Source organism: Pseudonocardia sp. DSM 110487 (assembly GCF_019468565.1).
In the GTDB taxonomy this organism is placed as follows: domain Bacteria; phylum Actinomycetota; class Actinomycetes; order Mycobacteriales; family Pseudonocardiaceae; genus Pseudonocardia.
Window position 1 is genome coordinate 7,159,964 of record NZ_CP080521.1, and the last position, 22,829, is coordinate 7,182,792.

Here is a 22,829-nt window from a genome sequence, read left to right on the forward strand (position 1 = left end):
GCGACCCGGCACCGGATCGGGTGACACCGGTAGCCTCTGGCGGTCCATCCCGAGACGCCGGAGGAACCACATGCGGCCGTGGCCGGGCCACGCCTATCCCCTGGGTGCCACCTATGACGGGTCCGGCACCAACTTCGCGATCTTCTCGGAGGTCGCGGAGAAGGTGGAGCTCTGCCTGTTCAGCCCACGGGGCAAGGAGACCCGAATCCCGCTGAACGAGGTCGACGGGTTCGTCCACCACGGATATCTCCCCGGCGTCGAGCCGGGGCAGCGCTACGGCTACCGGGTGCACGGGCCCTACGACCCCGCACAGGGCCTTCGGTGCAACCCGAACAAGCTGCTCATCGACCCGTACACGAAGGCCCTCGACGGGCCCGTCGTGTGGGACGAGGCGGTGTTCGGCTACCCGTTCGGGCAGCCGGAGGGGCGCAGCGACACCGACTCGGCGCGGTTCATCCCGAAGTCGGTGGTGGTCAACCCGTTCTTCGACTGGGGGACCGACCGCTCGCCGCACACCCCGTACCACGAGACCGTGATCTACGAGGCGCATGTGCGGGGCCTCACGATCCAGCACCCGGAGATCCCGCCGGAGCTGCGCGGCACCTACACCGGGCTCGCGCACCCGGTGATGCTCGAGCACCTCAAGACGCTCGGCGTCACGGCGGTGGAGCTCATGCCGGTGCACGAGTTCCTGAACGACCACCACCTGCAGGAGAAGGGCCTCTCCAACTACTGGGGCTACAACACGATCGCCTTCCTTGCCCCGCACCACGCCTACTCGACGTCGTCGGGACGCAGCGGCAACCAGGTGCAGGAGTTCAAGGCGATGGTCCGCGACCTGCACGACGCGGGCATCGAGGTGATCCTCGACGTCGTCTACAACCACACGGCGGAGGGCAACCACCTCGGCCCGACGCTCTCCCTGCGCGGTATCGACAACGCGGCCTACTACCGGCTCGTCGAGGAGGACCCGCGCTACTACATGGACTACACCGGCACGGGCAACTCGCTGAACGTGCGCAACCCGCACACCCTGCAGCTGATCATGGACTCGCTGCGGTACTGGGTGACCGAGATGCACGTCGACGGCTTCCGCTTCGACCTCGCCTCCACCCTCGCCCGCGAGTTCTACGACGTCGACCGGCTGTCGGTGTTCTTCGACCTCGTGCAGCAGGACCCGGTGATCAGCCAGGTGAAGCTGATCGCGGAGCCGTGGGACGTCGGGCCTGGTGGGTACCAGGTCGGCAACTTCCCGCCGCTGTGGACGGAGTGGAACGGCAAGTACCGCGACACCGTCCGCGACTTCTGGCGGGGCGAGCCCGGCACGATCGGCGAGTTCGCCTCCCGCATCACCGGCAGCTCCGACCTCTACAAGGACGACGGCCGCCGCCCGTACGCGTCGATCAACTTCGTCACGGCGCACGACGGGTTCACCCTCGCCGACCTCGTCTCGTACAACGACAAGCACAACGAGGCCAACCTCGAGGGCGGCAACGACGGCGAGAGCCACAACCGCTCGTGGAACTGCGGCGTCGAGGGGCCCACCGACGACGAGGCCGTGCTCACGCTGCGGGCCCGCCAGCAGCGCAACTTCATCACCACGCTGATGCTGTCCCAGGGCGTGCCGATGCTGCTGCACGGCGACGAGCTCGGCCGCACGCAACGCGGCAACAACAACGTCTACTGCCAGGACAGCGAGCTCTCCTGGATGGATTGGTCGCTCGCCAACAAGAACTCGGCGCTGATGCATTTCACCGCGGGAGTCACGGCGCTGCGCAAGGCCCACCCGGTGTTCCGCAGGCGGAAGTTCTTCGAGGGCCGCCCGATGGGCAGGCGCAAGGCGGGGGCGGCGCTCGCCGACATCGCGTGGTTCACGCCGTCCGGTGTGGAGATGACCGAGCAGGACTGGGACTCCGGCTTCGGCAAGTGCGTCACCGTGTTCCTCAACGGCCAGGGCATCGCGGGGGCCGACACCCGCGGTGAGCCCGTCATCGACGACTCGTTCATCCTCTGCCTCAACGCCCACTACGAGGACATCGACGTCACGCTCCCCGGCCGGGAGTACGGCAGGCAGTGGGCGGTGGTGATCGACACGGCATCCGGCGAGGTGATCACGCTCTCCACCGCACCGGGCGTGGCGGCCGCCGAGCCGGCCACGGTGGCCGGCGGCGGCGTGCTCCGCGTGCCGGCACGCTCGGTGATCGTCCTGCAGCACCCGAGGGCGGGCTCGTGATCCGGCCCCACTCCCCCGCGCCCAGCTCGACCTACCGCCTGCAGCTGTCGAAGGACACCACGTTCGGCGACGCGGTGGAACTGCTGCCCTACCTCGACGCGCTCGGCGCGGGCGCGCTGTACGCGTCGCCGCTGCTGGAGTCGGGCTCCGGGTCCAACCACGGCTACGACGTCGTCGATCCCACCCGGGTCTCCGCCGAGCGCGGTGGCGAGGAGGGCCGCAGGGCGCTGGTCGCCGCGGCGCGCGCGCACGACATGGCGTTCGTGCTCGACATCGTGCCCAACCACGTCGGCGTGGACATCCCGCAGGCCAACCCGTGGTGGTGGGACGTGCTCGCGAACGGGAGGGCGTCGGCGCACGCGGCCACGTTCGACATCGACTGGGACGCAGGCCCGGTGCTGCTGCCGATCCTCGACGCGGACGAGGAGAAGGCGCTCTCGGAGCTCGCCCTCTCCGACGATCGCACGCAGCTGCGCTACTACGAGCGCGCCTTCCCCGTTGCGCCCGGCACCGGCGACACCGGCACCGCGCAGGAGGTGCACGAGCGCCAGCACTACCGTCTCGTCTCCTGGAAACGGGGCGCGGCCGAGCTGACCTACCGCCGGTTCTTCGACGTCTCCACCCTTGCCGCGGTGCGGGTGGAGCTGCCGGAGATCTTCGAGAAGACCCACCGCGAGATCCTGCGCTGGGTCGCGGCGGGCGACGTCGGCGGCATCCGCGTCGACCACCCCGATGGCCTCTCCGACCCCGGTGCGTACGTCCGGCGGCTGCGGGCCGCGATCGGCCAGGACCGCTGGCTGCTCGTGGAGAAGATCCTCGGCGTCGGCGAGGAGCTGCCGGCGTCGTGGCCTGTGAACGGGACGTCCGGCTACGAGGCGCTACGCGAGATCCAGGGCCTGTTCGTCGATCCCGACGGCGCGGGCCTGCTCACCCAGCTCGCCGCCGAGCACACGGGCCGCAAGGAGTCGGCGCGCGCGGTGGAGCACGCCGCGCGCCGGGAGGTGGCCGACACGATCCTGGCCGCCGAGGTCCGCCACATCGCCGCTGTCGCGGCTCGTGAGTGGTTACGCGCGCCAGAGCACGCTTATCCGCTCACGACCATCGAAGAGGCCGTCGCCGAACTGCTGTGCGGCTACCCGGTCTACCGCAGTTATCTGCCCGAGGGGCGGGAGGCGCTCGAGACGGCTGTCAGCGTCGCGCGCACACACCGTCCCGACCTCGCCGGCGTCCTGGGGGCGATCCGGGCGACCATGCTCGCCGACCCGGCGGGCGAGCTCACCACCCGCGTGCAGCAGACGTCCGGGATGGTGATGGCCAAGGGCGTCGAGGACACCGCGTTCTATCGGTGGAACCGGTTCGTCGCGCTCAACGAGGTGGGCGGCGACCCGTCCCGATTCGGGGTACCCCCGCAGGAGTTCCACCGCGCCATGGCCGCGCGGGAGGCGTCCTGGCCTGCCACGATGACCACGCTGTCGACCCACGACACCAAGCGCTCCGAGGACGTCCGCGCACGGCTGGCCGTCCTCGCCGAGATCCCCGGCGAATGGGCGCGGCGGATGCGCCGGTGGGCGGCCGCCCACCCGCTGCCCGACCGGTCGCTGGAGCTACTGGCCTGGCAGAACCTCGTGGGAGCGTGGCCGATCCCCGCCGAGCGGATGGCCGGATACCTCACGAAGGCGGCCAAGGAGGCCAAGCTCGTCACCAGCCACGTCGATGCCGTGCCCGAGGTCGACGAGGCCATCGCGGCCTGGCCGGCGCAGGTGCTCTCCGACACCGCGCTCGTGGCCGAGATCGAGGAGTTCGTCTCCCGCATCGCGGGGCCGGGCCGGGCCAACTCGATGGGCCAGAAGCTGGTCCAGCTCGCCGGGCCGGGCGTTCCGGACGTCTACCAGGGCACGGAGCTCTTCGAGTACTCCCTCGTCGACCCGGACAACCGCCGGCCCGTCGACTGGGCACTCCGCCGCGAGTTGCTCGCCCGCCTCGACGACGGCTGGCTGCCGGACATCGACGCGGAAGGCGCCGCGAAGCTGCTGGTCACGGCCAGCGCGCTGCGGCTGCGCCGCTACCGGCCCGAAGTGTTCACGGGCTACCGGCCGGTGCCGGCGCAGGGCGCTGCCGCCGCGCACGCCGTGGCGTTCGCGCGCTCTGCCTCGCTCGTGGCCGTGGCGACCCGGCTGCCGGTGGGCCTCGCGGCCCGTGGCGGCTGGGCCGACACGGTGCTCCCCCTCCCCGAGGGCACAACGGACTGGCACGACGTCATCACCGACACCCCGGTCGACGGCGCCGCGCCGAGGCTCGCCGACGTGCTCGCCCGCTATCCGGTGGCGCTGCTGGTGCGGCCGGCATAGCAACGATCACTGCTGGAGCCGGACCGCGATGTCGGTGACCTTCGCGTTGAACTGACCCAGGTCAGTGGCATCCCCGGTCAGCAGGTCCACCGCCAGCAGCCGCTGAACGCCGCCCACCGTGACGGCCGCGAAGGCCTCGTTGTCGACCGTCCGGCCGGCGTCAAGGGTGCTGTAGACGTCGAAGCCGGCGTCGCCACCGGCGTCGACGGGCAGCTTGCCGGCCGGAGCCAGCGTGCCGGCGTTGGCCGGGGACTGCACCGCGAGTCGGTCGGCCGTGCTGTTGAGGTCGAACAGCGTGGTCGCCGTCGTGTCGTCGAGATCGTTGTTCGTGTAGCCCGCTGCCGTGACGCCGGGGGCAGGCACGGTACCGGTGGCCGGAGGAGCTGCCGGGTCGGTGAGCGCCTTGTCGACGGCGGTCTCCGCATCAGCGGTGGCGAACGGCTGGCGCAGGTTCTGGCCGGTGTCGCTGATGATCCGCAGTGCGTTGGCGGCCGGGTTGAAGTCGACGCCGAAGGACTTGCCCTTGAGGGCCACCGTGAGCTTGCGGACCTTCGTGGCCGCACCACCTGCGTCGTCGATCGTGTAGATGCCGCCCTTGTTCCCGACGCCGTAGAGCTTGCCGTCCTGCACGCGGTAGTCGATACCGACGAGGGAGGTGTCGCCCTGCAGGCCGCCGACGGAGCCGATCACGGTGGCGCCGCCCGGGTCGGAGGTGTCGAAGCCGATCAGCTCACCGTCCGGGGTCAGGCCGACGGCACGCCTGCCGTTGTCCTCCGCGGCGACGGTTCCAGCGCTGGCCGCCAGTTCGGCCGGGGCGGCGGTCGGCTGTGCGGCGGCGCCGCACGCCGTCAGGGTCACGGTCAGGACGGCCAGAGCGCCGATGGCGGCGAGCCGGTGGGTCTTGCGCACGGTGGTCCTCCTCGAACCGGCTCAGCACATCCGAGCCTCGAAGAGGATTCGGACGTAGCCCGAGATCGGTTCGAGTGACGCGCGTAGCAGTTCCTCAGCAGCGCGCCGAACGTCTGCAGCAGGCCGGTCAGGCCGGGACGCTCGCCCGCTCCAGCACCTGCATGAAGGCGCGTGACCATTCCGGCAGGTCGGGCCATCCGCGGCAGGACACCATCGCGCCGTCCACGACGTCCGGCCCGTCGACGAACGTGGCGCCTGCCTGTTCCATGTCGGCCTTGAGCGGCGGGAACGCCGCCGTGGTGCGGCCGCGCAGGAGCCCAAGCGCGGCCGGCACCTGCGCGCCGTGGCAAATCGTGCCGACCGGGAGCCCGCGGTCGAAGAAGTGGGTGACGATCCGCGCGACGTCCGGGTCGTTGCGGATGTACTCCGGGGCCCGCCCGCCCGGGATGACGAGCGCGTCGTAGTCCGACGGATTCACATCGCCGAAGGCCACGTCAACGGGCAGCAGGTGGCCGGGCTTCTCGGTGTAGGCGTCGCAGCCGGGCTCGAAGTCGTGGACCACGAGCTTCACCGCGCGCATCGTGCGGGCGGCGACCACCGCCTCGTGCCCTCCCTCGCGCAGGCGGAACACCGGGTACATCGAGTCGAGTTCCTCGGCCGCGTCGCCCGTCAGGACCAACACCCGTGCCATTGCTCGCTCCTCCCCCTCGAGTGACGAGCACCACTGTATGGAGCGCACGGCCGCCGCGACAGCGTCACCTCAGCCCGTGGCGCTGGTGATCTTCTCAGCCGTCGGCGCGGCCCCGTTACCGCCGGCCGACACCGCTGGGGGCAGGATCGTCCGCCGTGACCGATTTCGCCGTGTGGGCGCCAGAGCGCCAACGCGTCCGGGTGCTGGTGGACGGCAGCCCGCACGAGATGTCCCCCGAGATCTCCACCGGCTGGTGGCACGCCACCGTCGTGGACGCGGCGCCCGGCACCGCCTACGCCTTCCTGCTCGACGACGACGAGGAACCGCTCCCGGACCCGCGCTCGCGCTGGCAGCCAACGGGCGTGCACAGCGCGTCGCGGGTGTACGACGACAGCGCCTTCTTCTGGACCGACCGGGCCTGGACCGGCCGCCAGCTGCCCGGCAGCGTGCTCTACGAGCTGCACATCGGCACGTTCACGCCCGATGGCACCTTCGACGCGGCGATCGAGCGCCTCGATCACCTCGCCGGGCTTGGCATCGACATGGTGGAGGTGCTGCCGGTCAACGCGTTCGACGGGCCGCGCGGCTGGGGCTACGACGGGGTCGGCTGGTACGCGGTCACCGAGAACTACGGCGGGCCGGACGCGTTCAAGCGGTTCGTGGACGCCTGCCACGCCCATGGGCTCGGCGTGGTGCTCGACGTGGTGCACAACCACCTCGGCCCGTCGGGCGCCTACCTGGACCGCTTCGGCCCGTACTTCGCGGGCAGCAACATCTGGGGCCCGACGCTCAATCTGGACGGGCCGCACTCGGACGAGGTGCGCCGGTACGCGATCGACAACGCGCTCATGTGGCTGCGCGACTTCCACGTCGACGCGCTGCGGCTCGACGCGGTGCACGCGCTGCACGACAGCCGCGCCACCCACCTGCTGGAGCAGTTGGCGGTCGAGGTGGAGGCGCTGTCGGCGCACGTGGGCAGGCCGCTGTCGCTCATCGCGGAGTCCGACCTCAACGACCCGAGGCTCGTCACCGCACGGGAGGGCGGCGGGTACGGGCTGCACGCGCAGTGGTGCGACGACATCCACCACAGCCTGCACACGGTGCTGACCGGCGAGTCCCAGGGCTACTACGCCGACTTCGCGAACGCGGGCATCACGGGCCTCGCGCACGTGTTCACCCGCGCGTTCTTCCACGAGGGCACGTGGTCGAGCTTCCGCGAGCGCAACCACGGCGCACCGGTGGACACCCGCCACATCCCCGGCCACCGCTTCCTCGCGTACCTGCAGAACCACGACCAGATCGGCAACCGGGCCACCGGCGACCGGCTCAGCGAGACCCTCTCCCCCGGGCTGCTGGCCTGTGGCGCCGCGCTCGTGTTCTGCTCGCCGTTCACGCCGATGCTGTTCATGGGCGAGGAGTGGGGTGCCCGCACCCCGTGGCAGTTCTTCTCCTACTTCCCCGACGAGGCCCTGCGCGACGCCGTGCGTGAGGGCAGGCGGCGCGAGTTCGCCGAGCACGGCTGGGGGGAAGCCGATGTCCCCGACCCGAACGCGGAGAGCACGTTCCTCGACTCCAAGCTCGACTGGGACGAGCCGGCGCAGGAGCCGCACGCCACCCTGCTGCGCCTGCACCGGGAGCTGATCGCGCTGCGCAAGGAGTGGACAGAGCTCTCCGACCCGTGGCTGGACGACGTCGGGGTCGGGGGCGACGACGCCGGACGCACCGTGGTGCTGCACCGCGGAACGCTGCGGGTGGCCTGCAACCTCGGCTCCGACGCCGTCACCCTCGACCTGGAGGCGCCGATCGACCGGATCCTGCTGGCGTCGGAGCCGGTGAAGGGCGACGGGACCGCGCTCACGCTCCCGCCCGAGTCGTTCGCGGTGGCAAAACTGGCCTGAAACCTTTCAGTAATTCGGGGACAGCCGTGGTTAGGGTCGGCACGTGCCGTCCATCGAGACCCTGCTGGCGTTCACCCTCGCCGGCGTCATCCTCGTGATCATCCCGGGGCCCAGCGTGCTGTTCATCGTCGGACGCGCGCTGGCGCACGGCAGGCGGGCGGCGCTGGCGAGCGTCGCCGGCAACACCACCGGTGCCTCGCTCGTGGTGATCGTGGTAGCGCTGGGGTTCGGCGCGATCGCGGCACAGTCGATCACGGTGTTCACCGTGCTCAAGCTGGTCGGCGCGGCCTACCTCATCTATCTCGGTGTACAGACGATCCGCAGGCGCGGCGACCTGATCGCCCGGATCGGCGAGCCCGCCGCGCCCGACGACCGGCGGATGTTCCTGCAGGGCGTGATCGTCGGCGTCACCAACCCCAAGGTGCTGGTGTTCTTCGCCGCCGTGCTCCCGCAGTTCGTCGACACCGCGGCGGGCAACGCGACCACCCAGATGCTGGTGCTCGGGCTGCTCTTCGCGATCATCGCCGCCACCCTCGACAGCGCGTGGGGCCTGGCGGCCGGCACCGCACGGACCTGGTTCGCCACCTCCCCCGACCGCCTGCGCTGGATGGGCGGCATCGGTGGCACCTCCCTGATCGTGATGGGCGCCGGCCTGGCCCTGACGGGCCGCAAGGACTGACCGGGATACCGACGAGCGGCGCCATCGCGTTACTGACGTCTGCGCGCTTGCTTCGCGGCGCGCGCAGACCTCAGACATGCTTGGCGTCGGAACCATCAGCCGTGGGCACGCAGGGCGTCGACGAACCACTCGAACGGCTCGATCTGCGACGGGGCGCGCCCCCAGCCGTTGAGGATGCCGAGCAGGTCCCAGTAGCGCGACACCCGGCGGTCGGTGAAGGTGTCGATCGTGTCGGCCAGCTGGTCGCGGGCGGCCGCGTCCATGCCCGGCTCGATGATCCGGGCGAGGACGGCCTGACCCTCGGGCGAGTCGGGCGCGGTACCGGCGGCCACGGCGGCGCCGGCGTGCTCGATGATCGGCGACGGGTCGAACTGCGGCTGGTCGCCGCCTGCCTCGGAACCGGCGACGGCCATCTCCCGGGCTCGCGCGCGGAACGCCGGATCGCTCACGAGTTCGGCGAGCTCCGCCCACGCCTCCACCTGCTCGGTGGTCGGTTCGTCGGGCAGCTCGGTCGGGAGGGTCCGCATGTTGTTCGCGATCCCGGCGCCAGGGGCGTCGGGGTCCGTGCCGGCGAACGTGGCATCGACGAACTCGTCGATCATCTGCTGGCGCTCGGCGGCGGAGAGTCGGGCGAGGTCGTTCACGAGTGCTGCCTTCCGTGCGGATGGAGCGCCCCGCGCGAGCAGCGTGCACACGGCGCGCTGCGTCCGCAGGACGCGGATCTGGTGGTCGATGGCCCGTACGTGGGCGGCCGCCACGTCCTCGACGCTGCGCCTGCGCTCGAGCACGAGCCGGATGTCGTCCAGGCCCATGCCGAGCTCGCGCAGCGTGCGGACGAGGTCGAGCCGCGCCACCGCCCGGCCGTCGTACCGGCGGTAGTTGCCGGCCGACCGATCCGTCTCGGGCAGCACGCCCTCGTCGGACCAGAACCGGATGGTGCGGACCGGCACGCCCGTGCGGCGGGCGAGCTGCCCGATCGTCAGCAGGGGTTTCTCGACCATGAACCCGATCCTCGACTCTCCAGCGGCTGGAAGGTCAAGCCCGGATTCTCGCGCGTGCCAGACTGGCTCGTGTGGGTGACGGGACGGCGACGCTGGAACGGGCCCTCGACACCGTCACCGTGCTCCTCGATGAGCGGCCCACCGTGCTGCTCGCCGCGGCGTTCGCGCTGGTGGCCGTGGTCTGGACGGGCTCGTGGCGCTGGACGCGCACCGTCGTGACGATCGCCCACGAGGGTGGGCACGCCCTCGTGGCGGTGGTCGCGGGCCGTGGCCTCACCGGCATCCGGCTCCACGCCGACACCTCCGGGCTCACCGTCTCCACCGGTGCCCGCCGCGGCCCGGGCCTGGTGTTCACCTTCCTCGCCGGCTATCCGGCGCCGTCGCTCCTCGGGATCGGGGGTGCCCTGCTCGTGGCCGCCGACCGGGCCGCGCTGATGCTGTGGATCGCGATCGCCCTGCTCGTGGCCACGCTGGTGCACGTCCGCAACGTCTACGGCGTGGTCGCCGTGCTGGCCACCGGGGCGCTCGTCGGGGCCGTCGCGTGGTGGGGCGAACCACGGGTGCAGGACGGGTTCGCGGCCGCGCTGTGCTGGTTCCTGCTCTTCGGCGGCATGCGCGCCGTGCACGAGCTGCAGCGCAGCAGGCGCCGCGGCGCGTCGGACGCCGACATGCTCGGCTCCCTGACGTGGGTGCCCCGGGGAATGTGGGTGCTGCTGTTCTGGTTGCTCGCGACAGCGGCCGTGATCGTCGCGGCCGGCATACTGATCTTCTGGTGAGGGATAGATGAGCGACTGGAACGACAAGATCATCGAGGAGTTCCGCGCCAACGCGGGCCGCGTGGGCGGCATGTTCGAGGGCGCGCCGATGATCCTCATCCACCACGTGGGCGCGAAATCCGGCGTCGAGCGCGTCACGCCGCTCGTCCACTTCCCCGAGGACGACGACCACACCGTGATCGTGGCGTCCGCGGGCGGGGCGCCGAACCACCCGGCGTGGTACCACAACCTCAAGGCCAACCCGAAGATCGACGTCGAGGTGGGCGCCGAGACCTACACCGTCGTCGCCGAGGAGCTCCCCCGGGCCGAGCGCGACGAGTTCTGGAAGCGCGTGGTGGCCGAGAAGCCCGGCTTCGCCGACTACGAGCGCAAGACCGACCGCCTCATCCCGCTGGTGCGGCTGACCCGGGTCGCCTGAGGCAGGATCGGCGCCATGCCGATCACCTTGGACCAGGCCCAGACCATCGTCCGCGTCGCGCTGGAGCACGGCACCGAGCAGGGCTTCCAGCCACTGACGGTCGCCGTGCTCGACCCGGGCGGCGCGCTCGTCGCGCTCGGCCGCCAGGACGGCTCCGGGTACCTGCGACCGGACCTGGCCACCGCGAAGGCATGGGGGATCCTCGGGATGGGCATGAACAACCGCGCACTGGCCGCCCGCGCCGAGGCCGCGCCGGATCTCTACACCACGATCGTCGCCCTCTCGGGCGGCAAGGTCGTCTCCGTGCCCGGCGGGGTGTTCGTGCGCGACGCCGACGGCCAGCTGCTGGGCGCGGTCGGGATCAGCGGGGACACCTCGCTGAACGACGAGGCAGCGGCCCTCGCCGGCATCGAGGCGGCCGGGCTCACCGGGGAGACAGGCGCAGAGAACTGAATCGAAGACAAGCCTTCACCGGATCGTTTCAGTTGGCACGCTAGACTCATTCGTGTGAGCCGACGCACCAAGATCGTCTGCACCATCGGTCCCGCCACCGCAACGCCGGACCGGATTCGTGAGCTCGTGCAGGCCGGGATGGACGTCGCCCGCCTGAACTTCAGCCACGGCAACCGCGAAGACCACAAGCGGGTCTACGACATGGTCCGCACCGCGGCCGATGCCGAGGGCAAGGCCGTGGGGATCATGGGCGACCTGCAGGGTCCCAAGATCCGGCTGGGGCGCTTCGCCAGCGGACCCGTCGAGTGGCACACCGGCGAGGAGGTGCGGATCACGGTCGAGGACGTGGCCGGCACCCACGACCGGGTCTCCACCACCTACTCCGGCCTCGCGAACGACGCCCGCCCCGAGGACCGGCTGCTCGTCGACGACGGCAAGGTCGCGCTCCGCGTCGTCAAGGTCGAGGGCGACGACGTCGTCTGCCGCGTCACCGAGGGCGGCCCGGTGAGCGACAACAAGGGCATCTCGCTGCCCGGGATGAACGTCTCGGTGCCCGCCCTGTCCGACAAGGACTGCGCCGACCTCGAGTTCGCGCTGGACCTGCGCGTCGACACGATCGCGCTCTCGTTCGTGCGGAGCCCGGCCGACATCGACCTTGCCCACAAGATCATGGACAGCAAGGGTGCCCGGGTGCCCGTGATCGCGAAGCTGGAGAAGCCAGAGGCGGTCGACAACCTCGAGGCCATCGTCCTCGCCTTCGACGCCGTCATGGTCGCCCGGGGCGACCTGGGCGTCGAGCTTCCGCTCGAGCACGTGCCGCTGGTGCAGAAGCGCGCCATCCAGATCGCGCGCGAGAACGCCAAGCCGGTCATCGTGGCCACGCAGATGCTCGAGTCGATGATCACCACCTCGCGTCCGACCCGCGCGGAGGCGTCCGACGTCGCCAACGCTGTGCTCGACGGCGCCGACTGCGTGATGCTCTCCGGCGAGACGAGCGTCGGCCGGTACCCGATCAAGTCCGTCAAGACGATGGCCCAGATCATCGAGGCCGTCGAGGACGGGCCGGTCACCGTCCCGCCGCTCAACCACGTGCCTCGCACCAAGCGGGGCGTGCTGTCCTACGCGGCCCGCGACATCGGCGAGCGGCTCTCCGCCCGCGCGCTCGTGGCGTTCACGCAGTCCGGCGACACCGTCCGCCGCCTCGCCCGCCTGCACACCCGGCTCCCGCTGCTCGCGTTCACCCCCGAGCCGGCGGTGCGCAGCCAGCTCGCGATGAGCTGGGGCGTCGAGACCTTCCTCGTGCCGTCGGTCGACTCCACCGACGCCATGGTCCGCCAGGTCGACCAGTCGATGCTGTCGATCGAGCGGTTCCAGCCCGGCGACCTCGTCGTGATCGTGGCTGGTTCCCCGCCCGGCACCATCGGCTCGACCAACCTCATCCGCGTCCACCGCCTCGGCGAGGAGGACCACGCCTGACCGGCGAGTCCGGCTCAGCCGCGCAGCAGCACCGGCAGCTCGACCAGGCGGCTGCCCTGCATGCCGCGGTCGACCCGGCGCAGCTCCGCGTACGGCACGGCGAGACGCGCTTCGGGGAAGTCGGCGGCCAGCACGCCGGCCACGGCGTGCAGCTCCAGCTGGGCGAGCTGGGCACCGATGCAGTAGTGCGGCCCGGCGCCGAACGTGAGGTCGGCGCCCTCCCCCGCAGTGTTGATGCCCGCGATGTCGACGAGCACCGGTGCCCGTTCCGGGAGCCGCACCCCACCCAGCTCGATCTCGGTACGCGCGAACCGCCACAGCGTGAACGGGGCAGGCGGGTGTCGCCGCAGGACCTCGCGCACCAGGTCGTCCGACGGATCGCCCACTACCCGCGCCACCAGGAACCCGAGCGCGGCATCGGTGGTGATCTGGCTCGCGAAGATCAATCCGAACAGCAGGTAGTGGAGATCGTGCGCGCTCGTGCCGTCGGGCAAGCGGTTGCGTAGTTCCGCGGCCATGCCGCCGTCCACCAGCGCGGCCTGCGCGAGGTCGGCGAATGCGGCCATCACCGCGCCGAACTCGTCCGGGCCGTAGGTGCTCATCCGCGCGCAGGCCGAGACGGCCTGGTCGACGCGATCGGACGGTACGCCGAGCAGTTCGCAGATCACGGTGAGCGGGAACCGCGTGGTGAAGTCCGCCATCAGGTCGACCAGCCCGTCGACGGCCGCCGCGGCGAGCTGGTCGCGGGCGATCGCGGCGATCCGATCGGCGTACCCCTGCACCCGCCGAGCCGTCAGGAGCGGGGCGTGCGCCTTGCGCAGCGCCGCGTGCGTCGGTCCGTCGAGCGTGGTGAGCGACGGTTGCTCGGCGGCCGTCGGTTCGAGGCCCGCCGCCCACCGGTCCCACGACGGCGGGGCGTACGCGGGGTCCTTCACCAGGCGCTGGTCCGTGAGCGCCTGGCGGGCGAGCACCTCCTCAGTGACGATCCAGACCGGGCCGCCTGCGGGTGCCTCCGCGCGCACGATGGGCCCGGCCGCCCGCAACGCGGCGGCCGGGCCCGGCTCCCCGATCAGGCGGATGGTGGTGGCGAACGGATCGAACACTTCGACTCCCAAGTAGCTAGGCTGCCTAGCGACAGTAGCATGGGGCGGTGCCCGACGAGATCGAATCCAGGGAGCGCGCGCGGTGGGCGGCCGCCGAGCCGACGTGGGCGCTCTGGGAGGTGATGCGTGCCGCCACCGACGCCGGCTACGTCCTGGCCGAGCGGCTGGGCCTGCCCTACAACGACGTGCGCGCACTGGGCGTCCTCACCGAGTCCGAGGAGCCGGTCGGCCCGGTCGAGCTGGGGCACCGGCTCGGGATGCGCTCCGCGTCGGCCACCGAGCTGGTAGACCGGCTCGAGCGCACCGGGCACGTCCGCCGCGTCCGGCACCCGCGCGACCGCAGGCGCGTGATCCTCGAACTCACCGACACCGGCTGGCACGCCGTCATGGCGGAGCTGGGCCCGCTGCTGGCCCGGTTCGACCGGGTGGCCGAGGGCCTCGATCCGGAAGGTAACGCCGCCGTGGTGACGTACCTGCGCGCGATCGCGGATGAGCAGCGCGCTTACCGCGGGACGACCTGACGGGCCGCCCTGAGAGGATGCGGTGGTGACGCGTTCGCCCGCCGTTCCCGATACCGACGCCGATGGCGTGCCGCGCGGCCAGGCCGTGCTCGACCGGCTGGTGCAGTTGCTCAACCTCGAGCAGCTGGAGGTCAACCTGTTCCGCGGGGTCAGCCCGCCGGAAAGCCCTACCCGGGTGTTCGGTGGTCAGGTGGCGGGCCAGGCCCTCGTCGCCGCCGTCCGCACGGTGCCCGACGACCGCGCCGTCCACTCCCTGCACGCCTACTTCATCCGCCCCGGCGACCCCCGCGTGCCGATCGTCTACGAGACCGAGCGCGTGCGGGACGGCCGCTCGTTCACCACCCGCCGGGTCCTCGCCATCCAGCACGGCGAGGCGATATTCGCGCTGTCCGCCTCCTTCCAGCTGCCCCAGGACGGCCTGGAGCACAGCGAGCCGCCGCCCTCCGGCGTTCCCGAGCCGGACAGCCTCCTCACGATGGGGGAACGGGTCGTCCGAGGCGACGACGCTGGCTGGCTCGCGCGCACGCCACGCCCGATCGACATGCGGTTCGTGGACGAGCCCGCGTGGTCGACCGCCCGGGACGGCGGCTCCGACGCACCGGTCCGGGTGTGGATGCGCGCCGACGGCTCGCTCCCCGACGACCCCCTGCTGCACGTCTGCCTGCTCACCTACGCCAGCGACATGACCTTGCTCGGGTCGGTCGTCGCTCGCCACGACGTCACGTCCGATCGGCTGCAGATGGCCAGCCTCGACCACGCCATGTGGTTCCACCGCTCCTTCCGCGCCGACGAGTGGCTGCTCTACAGCTGCTACTCCCCCAGCGCATCCGGTTCTCGCGGGCTCGCGACCGGGCAGTTCACCACGCAGGACGGACGGCTGGTCGCCACGACGGTGCAGGAGGGGCTGGTCCGGCTGCGCCGCGCCCGCTGACCGGACACTATGCCCAGGTGCAGACCGCGATCACCTTCACAGCCGACGACGGGTACCCGCTCCCCGGCGTGCTCACCGTGCCCGATGCGGGCGATGGCCCGCACCCGGCCCTGGTGATGATCTACGAGGCGTTCGGCATGAACGACGAGATGCGCCGGGTCGCCCGCGATCTCGCGGCCGATGGGTATGCCGTCCTGATCCCCGACCTGTTCGCGCGGGGCCGGGTCAAGGCTCTGTGCGTGGCGCGGGCGATGCGGACGGTGCTGCGCGGCAGCGGGCGCGAACTGGAGGACATCGAGGCGGGTCGGCGCTTCATGGCGGCGCGACCGGAGGTCGACGGCGACCGCATCGGCACCATCGGCTTCTGCCTCGGCGGCAGCTTCGCCCTGCTGCTCGCCGGCAGCGGCCGCTACAAGGTGAGCGCCCCGTTCTACAACATGCCGCTCAAGGTGTCCCGGTCCTGCCCGATGGTCGCGAGCTACGGCGGCCAGGACCTGACCACGCGGGGCTTCGGCGACCGGCTCGAGGCGCGGCTGGAGCAGCTGGGCGTGCCGCACGACGTATGCACCTACCCCGACGCGGGCCACTCGTTCTTCAGCCGGCCGCCAGGGGCTCTCGGCGCGATGACGAAGTACTCGCCATTCCGTGCCGAGTACCACGCGCCGACCGCCGAGGACGCCCACCGGCGGATCGTCGCCTTCTTCCGCGAGCATCTGTGACGGCAGGATGGGTGGCATGAGCGAGCAGGACCGCAGTTGGGGCTTCCGCACGCGCGCGGTGCACGCCGGGCACGTCCCCGATGTCGCAACGGGCGCGCGGGCGGTGCCGATCTACCAGTCCACGAGCTTCGTGTTCGAGGACACCACCGACGCGGCGAGCCTGTTCGCGTTGCAGAAGTACGGGCTCATCTACAGCCGGATCGCGAACCCGACCGTCGCAGTGTTCGAGGAGCGGCTCGCGAGCCTCGAGGGCGGGCTGGGCGCGGTCGCGACGGCGAGCGGGCAGGCCGCGGAGTTCCTGACCTTCGCCTGCCTCGCCGGAGCGGGCGACCACATCGTGGCGGCGGCAGGGCTGTACGGCGGCACGATCACCCAGCTCGACGTCACGCTGCGGCGGTTCGGCGTGGACACGACGTTCGTCGCGGGCGGGGAACCCGATGCGTTCGCCGCCGCGATCACCGACCGCACGAAGCTGCTGTTCGCCGAGGTCGTGTCCAACCCCGGCGGCGCCATCGCCGACATCGCGGGGCTCGCGGACGTCGCCCACGCCGCGGGCATCCCGCTGATCGTCGACGCCACGCTCGCCACCCCGTACCTGTGCCGGCCGATCGAGCACGGCGCCGACATCGTGATCCACTCGGCCACCAAGTTCCTCGGCGGCCACGGCACCACGCTGGGCGGCGTGGTGATCGAGTCCGGGAAGTTCCCATGGGGCAACGGGCGGTTCCCGCAGATGACGGAGCCGGTGCCGTCCTACGGCGGGCTCACGTGGTGGGGCAACTTCCAGGAGTTCGGCTTCCTCACCAAGCTGCGGGCCGAGCAGCTGCGCGACGTCGGCGCCTCGCTGTCCCCGCACAGCGCGTTCCTGCTGATCCAGGGCGTGGAGACGCTGCCGCAGCGGATGGAGGCGCACGTGGCGAACGCCCGCGCCGTCGCGGAGTGGCTGGACGCCGACCCACGCGTCTCCTACGTCCGCTGGGCCGGGCTGCCCGGCCATCCCCACCACGATCGCGCCGCGCGCTACCTGCCGCTCGGGCCGGGGGCGGTGTTCTCGTTCGGAGTGGTCGGCGGGCGGGAGGCCGGCTCGCGGTTCATCGAGTCCGTGCAGCTGTGCAGCCACCTCGCCAACGTCGGCGACGCGCGCACGCTCGTGATCCACCCGGGCTCCACCACCCACCAGCAGCTCACCGACGACCAGCTCCGCGATGCGGGAGTGCCCCCGGATCTGGTACGGATCAGTGTGGGCCTGGAAGACCCGGAGGACATCCTGTGGGATCTCGACCAGGCGCTCGCTGCCGCGTCGAAGGAGTCATCGTGAGCTGGGAGAACCCCTCGGCAGTCCGCAGGCAGCAGATCCTGCGCGCCACCCGCACCGTCGCGATGGTTGGCGCGTCGCCCAACCCGGCCCGCGCGAGCAACTTCGTGGCCACCTACCTGCTCGCCAGCACCCACTACGACGTGTACTTCGTCAACCCGAACGCCACCGAGATCCTCGGCAGGCCGGTCTACAAGAGCCTCGACTCGCTGCCGGTGGTGCCCGACCTCGTCGACGTCTTCCGCCGCCGGGAGGACCTGCCGTCCGTGCTCGACGACGTGCTGGCCGTCGATGGGGTGCAGACGTTCTGGCTGCAGTTCGGGCTGTTCGACGAGGACGTGGCGCGGCGCGCGGAGGCCGGAGGGCTCGAGGTCGTGATGGACCGCTGCCTCAAGGTGGAGCACGCCCGCTTCCACGGCGGGCTGCACATCGCCGGGTTCGACACCGGTGTGATCACCTCGCGGCGGCGCGCGTCTCGCTGAGGAAGGCGCGGATCGCGGCCGTGAGCGCCGCGGGCTGGTCCTCGGGCACGAGCGTGTAGCTGTCGGGGATCGTCACGAGCCTGCCCTGCGGGTACAGCGCCGCGAGCCGCCTGCCGTGTTCCGCGGGCATCAGCCGGTCCTCCGCGGCCCACACCACGAGTACCGGGCCGCCGAACGACCGGTTGCGCTCTGCCCATTCCAGCAACACGTCGCGTGGTGGGATGCCGCGGCCGTAGGCCTCGAGGTCCCGCCGCACCGCGGCCTGCTCGCGAGCGGGCCGGAACCACTCGTCCATGACCTCGTCGGGTACCGGTCGCTTGCTCATCCAGCCCCACCCGCCCGGCGCCCGCCGGGCCGCGCGGAAGCGCAGCAGCTGGGTGAGGAGCGCGAGGCCGCCGGGCACGCGCGCGGTGAGGGTGAGGAGGCGGCCGGCGATGCCCGGCGGATAGTTGTCGAACGCCTCGCACGCGACGAGCACCATGCGTGCCACCCGCTCGGCGCCGCCGTGGGCGACGAGGACCTGGGCGCCGCCCCAGTCGTTCTGCACGAGCGTGACGTCGCGCAGGTCGAGCTTCTCCAGGAACTCCCCGATCAGCATCGCGAGCCCACGCAGCGACAGGTCCGCGTCCGGCCGCATGGGACGGAGATGCGAACCCAGCGGCAGGTGCGGGAGCACGCACCGGTACTCGCCGCTCAGCTCGGCGACGACGTGGCGCCATTGCGACGGCGCGACGGTGACGCCGTGCACGAAGACGAGGACGGGGCCGCTCCCGCCGGTGTCGGTGTACTCGATCGTGCCGGCCGAGAGCTCGATCTCCGCCATCAGTCCCCCAAGATTTGATAGATCGCTCTACTGATCTGGAGGCTAGGGTGTGCGGGAACGAGTGGCAAGGAGGAGCGGTGGCGGGAACCAAGGAGCGGATCGTCGGCACCACGGGCGAGCTGTTCCGGCGCCAGGGGTACGCGGGCACCGGTCTCAAGCAGATCGTCGCGGAGGCGGGGGCGCCGTTCGGGTCGATCTACCACTTCTTCCCCGGCGGGAAGCAGCAGCTGGCCGCCGAGGTGATCCGGACGTCCGGCCGGGCGTACCAGCAGCTCGTCGAGGCGATCCTGGACCAGGCCCCGGACGCGGTCACCGCCGTGGAGACCGGGTTCGCCGCGGCCGCCGAGACGCTGGTCGCCACCGGCTACGCCGACGCCTGCCCGATCGCCACGGTGGCGCTGGAGGTCGCGAGCACCGACGAGACGTTGCGCGAGGCCACGGCCGAGGTCTTCGCGGCGTGGGTGGCCTCCGGCGCCACGCGGTTCGAGCGATGGGGATTCGCTCCGGACGACGCCCGCAGGCTGGCGATCGTGCTGATCACGAGCCTGGAGGGCGCGTTCGTGCTGTGCCGGGCGGCGCGCAGCACGGAGGCGATGGTCGCCGCCGCGAGCGCGGTGACCGCGGCGATCCGCGCCGCGCTGGTCACTTCGCCACGGTGAAGAAGATGTGCAACAGCCAGAAGAACGACGCTGCCAGTAGGACGAGCCTCCAGAACGCCCACGCCCGGCGGCGGGCGATCCCCCAGACCGCCACCGCGGCGAGCAGCGTCGGCACGGCCATCACGCCGATCAACCGGCCGAGTGCCCGATCGCTGGGCGGCGGGCCGGCAACGGCGAGGACCAGCAACACGTACACCACGTCCGATACGGCCACCGCGGCGAGGGCCCTCACGAACCGGGTCCGTCCCCTCGGCGCCCCCACCGGCGGCGGGGGGTGTTCGGGGGTCTCCGGGTAGGGCGGTGCGCCGGGCATGGGAGCGTGTGGCGGAAGCCCGTCGACGCCGGGGGTGAACCCGGGGGCACCTGCCCACGGCGGCGGGTGCCCGGCGCCGGGCCCAGGGTCGTGGGGCGGGGTGGTCACCGCGCGACCGTAGCCGCACGTGCCAGGGATGTCGCGTCCGCCGGGAACGTCGCGGCGGGCACTATCGACCGGCAGGCTGGGACGTACGGCGGGGGCCGTAGGTGAGGCGGCGCAGGAGCAGTTCGGCCGGGCCCCGGTAGCCGGCCCGGGCCGACACCGCGGCCACCATGAGGATCACCAGCCAGGTGGCGACGGCGTAGAGCGCCGTCTGCCAGGCGTGCGCGCCATCGCCGAGCCCGAACGTCCAGGCCGGGAGGAGGGCCACGAACGCGACGGACTGCGCGAGGTAGCACGACAGCGAGCGCTGCCCGCAGGCCAGGATCGCGTACGCCGCAGGGCCGGTACGGCCGCGGCGGGCCAGCCGGATCGCCAGCAGCCCGAACAGCGCGGCGTAGCCCATCCCGCCCGCGTAGCCGCCGAGAGCGTGCAGCGCGCCGGCAAGCATGATCACCCCCATCGACGGGGCGGTCCACAGCTGCGCCGCCATCAGCGACAGCGGCAGGCCGAGCACCACCGCCGCGCCGATGCCGGCGACGGCGACCCGCACGAGCAGCATCCGGTGCCTCTCCGGCTCGTCGAGCAGCCGCCGCCAGCCCGCCCACGCGCCCAGGGCGACCGCCCCGAACACCATCAACCCGGCCGCGACGACGCCGATGCCGACCCACTCGAACGCCCGGTACAGCGCGGCCTCGAACGGGTTCTCCACCGCCATCGAGGGGAGCGTCGCGTCCATGCCCTTACTCGGCGGGGCCGGCAGCGATGCCACGGAATAGAGGAGCGCTGACAGCAGCGCCCCGACCGCGGCGGTGGCGATCAGCGGACGCTCGGTGCCGCGCACCAGCAGCCCTGCCATGAGCACCCCGAGCAGCCCGTACGCCCCGACGATGTCGCCCGCCCACAGCAGCAGCCCGTGCGCGGCGCCGATCACGATCATCCACGCGCCGCGCCGCCGGACCAATCTCGTCACGGCGGGCAGGGGCATCCCCACGGCACCACGCCGCGCCGCGAGCTGCACGATCCCGTAGCCGAAGAGCAGCCCGAACAGCGGATAGGCCCGCCCGTCGACGAGCAGCATCTGCAGCAGCACGACCCACCGGTCGGCTCCCTCGAGATCGAGCGGGTAGCCGCGCACGGCCGTGGGGTGCCCGTAGACGTAGACGTGGACGTTCGCCAGCGCGATGAGCAGCAGCATGAGGCCGCGGGCGAGGTCAGGGGCGAGTGCGCGGGCGGCCGTCGGGGTGGCGCCCGGGTCTGCGGGCGGCGGGACCGTCATAACGGACAACCTATGCCGTCGCCACCGGGCGCGGATCGTACGATCGGCGGACCCGCGATCGACTTTCGCACCGTTGACAGCGCGGACACTTGGGGTCTGCACTTGCATCGTGATCGCGGTGGATCCCCGCGCAGGTCCGCCGTCCGCGGCGGCGAGGGAGTCGCCTGGCCTCGGCAGGCCGCTGTCGGAGGTGGCGGGCCGCGAGCCGCTGTTCGTCGAGCCCACGGCCACGGTCGCCGACGTCGCGCTGGCCATGCGCGAGGGCCACTGCAGCTGCGCCGTGGTCACATCCCGCCCCCTCGGCATCGTGACGAACGGAGACCTGGCAAGGGTGGTGGCCGAGCGTCGTCCGCCCGACACCCCGGTGGGTCAGCTCATGAGCAGCCCTGTGCACACGCTTCCCGCGAGCGCCCCGCTCATCCGGGCGTTGCTGCTGATGCTCGACGAGGGCATCGAGCACGTCCTGGTGATGCGAGGCGAGCGGGTCACGGGCGTCGTCACCGATGTCGACGTGATGCGCCAGCAGTCCGCAAGCCCGCTGCTCGTCGCCGACCGCATCCGCCGGGCCGGTGCGGGCGGGCCGCACGCGCTCGGGGACCTGTCCGCCGACCTTGCGGGCGTCGCGGCGGCACTGCTCGCGGACGGCATCGACGGCCTGCGCATCGCGGCGGTCGTGGCCGGCCTGCGGGACGCGCTGACCGCCCGGATGCTGCAGCTCGCCGTGCAGGAGCTCGGCCCTCCGCCCGGCCAGTACGCGTGGCTCGCGCTCGGGTCGCAGGGGCGCATGGAGCAGCTCCTGCACTCGGACCAGGACACCGCGCTCGCCTTCGCCGAGCCGGCCGGCGAGGCCGGTGAGTACTTCCCGGCGCTGGCCCAACGGGTCACCGACGGGCTGGCGGCGGCAGGCGTCCCGCGCTGCCCCGGCGGCTTCATGGCGACCAACTGGTGCCGCCCACTCGGTGAGTGGCAGAGGACGTTCCTCGGCTGGCTCGACGAACCGAATGCCCGCGGCCTGCTCGACGCCCAGGTGTTCCTCGACCTCCGCCCCGTCGGGGGCGAGCTCGACGTCGGAGTGCTGGACCGCACGCTGGCCAGGGGGCGCCACCGGCCGGGCATCCAGCTGGCGCTCGCGCAGACCGCCCGCCGGTTCACCCCGCGGACGAGGCGGTTCCGGCTGGTCAGGGCGGACCGGCTCGGGCCGGACGAGCCGAAGCTGCGCGGCACCGTCCCCATCGTCCTGCTCGGGAGGCTCTACGGCCTGGCCGCGGGTTCCTCCGAGCGCACCACCGCCGGGCGGATGCGCGCCGCCGCGGACGCGAACCTGATCTCCGCCGACACGGCCGACACCCTGCTCGACGCCTACGCCGTCCTGCTCACGGTCCGGCTGCGGACGGAGCTCGGCGGCGGGGATCCGGCCCCGCTCTCCGCCCCGCAACGCCGCGAGCTGCAGGGCGCGCTGCACGCCGTCCGCTCCGCGCTGCAGGCCAGCGCCCTCGCCTTCCCGAACCCGGGGTGAGCGGATGCGACCGAAGCTGATCGCCGTGACCGCGCTCGCCGCCGCGTGCTTCACCTATCCCTTGCTGTCGCTGTTCGACCGGCCGGTCCTGGTCCTCGGGGTGCCCCTGATCTGGGCGTACCTGTTCGGGGTGTGGACGCTGCTGATCGTGGTGGTCGCCGTCCTGTCGAGGCGGGCGGATTAG

At 72.0% G+C, this 22,829-nt stretch carries 23 protein-coding genes; 16 read left to right on the forward strand and 7 right to left on the reverse strand.

The window, feature by feature from the left end:
- Window positions 1-70 precede the first annotated feature (70 nt).
- Together glgX and treY are read left to right on the forward strand one after the other, a co-directional pair.
- Complete coding sequence (gene glgX / locus K1T35_RS33500) at window positions 71-2,233, forward strand: glycogen debranching protein GlgX (protein WP_220255762.1); 2,163 nt, start codon at window positions 71-73, stop codon at window positions 2,231-2,233.
- Entirely contained in the window at window positions 2,230-4,581 is a 2,352-nt protein-coding gene (gene treY / locus K1T35_RS33505; RefSeq protein ID WP_255621024.1) for a malto-oligosyltrehalose synthase, read from the forward strand. The genes glgX and treY overlap by 4 nt, the downstream gene beginning before the upstream one ends.
- Before the next feature lie 6 nt (window positions 4,582-4,587).
- On the opposite strand, the gene K1T35_RS33510 is transcribed toward treY, so the two are convergent.
- Together K1T35_RS33510 and K1T35_RS33515 are read right to left on the reverse strand one after the other, a co-directional pair.
- Window positions 4,588-5,490 carry a DUF4394 domain-containing protein gene (locus K1T35_RS33510; protein WP_255621025.1) on the reverse strand — a complete coding sequence of 301 codons (903 nt, stop codon included), beginning with the start codon at window positions 5,488-5,490 and terminating at the stop codon, window positions 4,588-4,590.
- Window positions 5,491-5,617: 127 nt separating this feature from the next.
- On the reverse strand, window positions 5,618-6,181 hold the full coding sequence (locus K1T35_RS33515) for a DJ-1/PfpI family protein (protein ID WP_220255763.1): 564 nt from the start codon (window positions 6,179-6,181) through the stop codon (window positions 5,618-5,620).
- Window positions 6,182-6,336: 155 nt separating this feature from the next.
- On the opposite strand from K1T35_RS33515, the gene treZ reads away from it, so the two are divergent.
- Both treZ and K1T35_RS33525 read left to right on the forward strand, forming a co-directional pair.
- Window positions 6,337-8,079 carry a malto-oligosyltrehalose trehalohydrolase gene (gene treZ, locus K1T35_RS33520; RefSeq protein ID WP_220255764.1) on the forward strand — a complete coding sequence of 581 codons (1,743 nt, stop codon included), beginning with the start codon at window positions 6,337-6,339 and terminating at the stop codon, window positions 8,077-8,079.
- 43 nt (window positions 8,080-8,122) lie between these two features.
- Window positions 8,123-8,758 carry a LysE family translocator gene (locus K1T35_RS33525; protein WP_220255765.1) on the forward strand — a complete coding sequence of 212 codons (636 nt, stop codon included), beginning with the start codon at window positions 8,123-8,125 and terminating at the stop codon, window positions 8,756-8,758.
- Between the two features lie 95 nt (window positions 8,759-8,853).
- Here K1T35_RS33525 and K1T35_RS33530 read toward each other — a convergent pair whose 3' ends face one another.
- Window positions 8,854-9,759 carry a MerR family transcriptional regulator gene (locus K1T35_RS33530; protein ID WP_220255766.1) on the reverse strand — a complete coding sequence of 302 codons (906 nt, stop codon included), beginning with the start codon at window positions 9,757-9,759 and terminating at the stop codon, window positions 8,854-8,856.
- 71 nt (window positions 9,760-9,830) lie between these two features.
- Here K1T35_RS33530 and K1T35_RS33535 point away from each other — a divergent pair, with 71 nt between their 5' ends.
- The 4 genes from K1T35_RS33535 to pyk are packed head-to-tail and all read left to right on the forward strand — an operon-like array spanning window position 9,831 to window position 12,882.
- A complete protein-coding gene (locus tag K1T35_RS33535) occupies window positions 9,831-10,535 on the forward strand; it encodes a M50 family metallopeptidase (RefSeq protein WP_255621026.1) in 705 nt (234 codons plus the stop codon).
- A gap of 7 nt (window positions 10,536-10,542) precedes the next feature.
- The gene (locus tag K1T35_RS33540) at window positions 10,543-10,953 is read left to right on the forward strand and encodes a nitroreductase family deazaflavin-dependent oxidoreductase (RefSeq protein ID WP_220255767.1); all 411 of its coding nucleotides are present in this window, start codon (window positions 10,543-10,545) and stop codon (window positions 10,951-10,953) included.
- Window positions 10,954-10,968: 15 nt separating this feature from the next.
- Window positions 10,969-11,406 (forward strand): heme-binding protein, encoded by a 438-nt coding sequence (locus K1T35_RS33545; protein ID WP_220255768.1) that lies wholly within the window; start codon window positions 10,969-10,971, stop codon window positions 11,404-11,406.
- Window positions 11,407-11,460: 54 nt separating this feature from the next.
- Complete coding sequence (gene pyk, locus K1T35_RS33550; RefSeq protein ID WP_220255769.1) at window positions 11,461-12,882, forward strand: pyruvate kinase; 1,422 nt, start codon at window positions 11,461-11,463, stop codon at window positions 12,880-12,882.
- Between the two features lie 14 nt (window positions 12,883-12,896).
- On the opposite strand, the gene K1T35_RS33555 is transcribed toward pyk, so the two are convergent.
- On the reverse strand, window positions 12,897-13,997 hold the full coding sequence (locus K1T35_RS33555) for a cytochrome P450 (protein ID WP_255621027.1): 1,101 nt from the start codon (window positions 13,995-13,997) through the stop codon (window positions 12,897-12,899).
- 35 nt (window positions 13,998-14,032) lie between these two features.
- Between K1T35_RS33555 and K1T35_RS33560 the strand changes: the two genes are divergently transcribed.
- The 5 genes from K1T35_RS33560 to K1T35_RS33580 are packed head-to-tail and all read left to right on the forward strand — an operon-like array spanning window position 14,033 to window position 17,953.
- Complete coding sequence (locus tag K1T35_RS33560) at window positions 14,033-14,506, forward strand: MarR family winged helix-turn-helix transcriptional regulator (RefSeq protein ID WP_255621028.1); 474 nt, start codon at window positions 14,033-14,035, stop codon at window positions 14,504-14,506.
- A gap of 25 nt (window positions 14,507-14,531) precedes the next feature.
- Window positions 14,532-15,437 carry an acyl-CoA thioesterase II gene (locus tag K1T35_RS33565; protein ID WP_220255770.1) on the forward strand — a complete coding sequence of 302 codons (906 nt, stop codon included), beginning with the start codon at window positions 14,532-14,534 and terminating at the stop codon, window positions 15,435-15,437.
- A 17-nt stretch (window positions 15,438-15,454) separates the two neighbouring features.
- Entirely contained in the window at window positions 15,455-16,156 is a 702-nt protein-coding gene (locus tag K1T35_RS33570; protein ID WP_220255771.1) for a dienelactone hydrolase family protein, read from the forward strand.
- A 7-nt stretch (window positions 16,157-16,163) separates the two neighbouring features.
- Window positions 16,164-17,474, forward strand: a complete 1,311-nt coding sequence (locus K1T35_RS33575) for an O-acetylhomoserine aminocarboxypropyltransferase/cysteine synthase family protein (RefSeq protein ID WP_370645183.1) — start codon at window positions 16,164-16,166, stop codon at window positions 17,472-17,474.
- Window positions 17,471-17,953: a CoA-binding protein gene (locus tag K1T35_RS33580; RefSeq protein WP_220255773.1), complete on the forward strand. Its 483-nt coding sequence runs from the start codon at window positions 17,471-17,473 to the stop codon at window positions 17,951-17,953. The genes K1T35_RS33575 and K1T35_RS33580 overlap by 4 nt, the downstream gene beginning before the upstream one ends.
- Here K1T35_RS33580 and K1T35_RS33585 read toward each other — a convergent pair.
- On the reverse strand, window positions 17,925-18,776 hold the full coding sequence (locus K1T35_RS33585; protein WP_220255774.1) for an alpha/beta fold hydrolase: 852 nt from the start codon (window positions 18,774-18,776) through the stop codon (window positions 17,925-17,927). The two genes, K1T35_RS33580 and K1T35_RS33585, sit on opposite strands and share 29 nt — an antisense overlap.
- Window positions 18,777-18,853: 77 nt before the next feature.
- On the opposite strand from K1T35_RS33585, the gene K1T35_RS33590 reads away from it, so the two are divergent.
- Window positions 18,854-19,435, forward strand: a complete 582-nt coding sequence (locus K1T35_RS33590) for a TetR/AcrR family transcriptional regulator (protein WP_220255775.1) — start codon at window positions 18,854-18,856, stop codon at window positions 19,433-19,435.
- On the opposite strand, the gene K1T35_RS33595 is transcribed toward K1T35_RS33590, so the two are convergent.
- Complete coding sequence (locus K1T35_RS33595; RefSeq protein ID WP_220255776.1) at window positions 19,419-19,856, reverse strand: hypothetical protein; 438 nt, start codon at window positions 19,854-19,856, stop codon at window positions 19,419-19,421. The two genes, K1T35_RS33590 and K1T35_RS33595, sit on opposite strands and share 17 nt — an antisense overlap.
- A gap of 61 nt (window positions 19,857-19,917) precedes the next feature.
- Window positions 19,918-21,129, reverse strand: coding sequence for a DUF418 domain-containing protein (locus K1T35_RS33600; protein WP_220255777.1), 1,212 nt, complete (start codon window positions 21,127-21,129; stop codon window positions 19,918-19,920).
- Between the two features lie 118 nt (window positions 21,130-21,247).
- Between K1T35_RS33600 and K1T35_RS33605 the strand changes: the two genes are divergently transcribed.
- Both K1T35_RS33605 and K1T35_RS33610 read left to right on the forward strand, forming a co-directional pair.
- On the forward strand, window positions 21,248-22,645 hold the full coding sequence (locus tag K1T35_RS33605; protein ID WP_220255778.1) for a DUF294 nucleotidyltransferase-like domain-containing protein: 1,398 nt from the start codon (window positions 21,248-21,250) through the stop codon (window positions 22,643-22,645).
- A 4-nt stretch (window positions 22,646-22,649) separates the two neighbouring features.
- The gene (locus K1T35_RS33610) at window positions 22,650-22,829 is read left to right on the forward strand and encodes a hypothetical protein (protein ID WP_220255779.1); all 180 of its coding nucleotides are present in this window, start codon (window positions 22,650-22,652) and stop codon (window positions 22,827-22,829) included.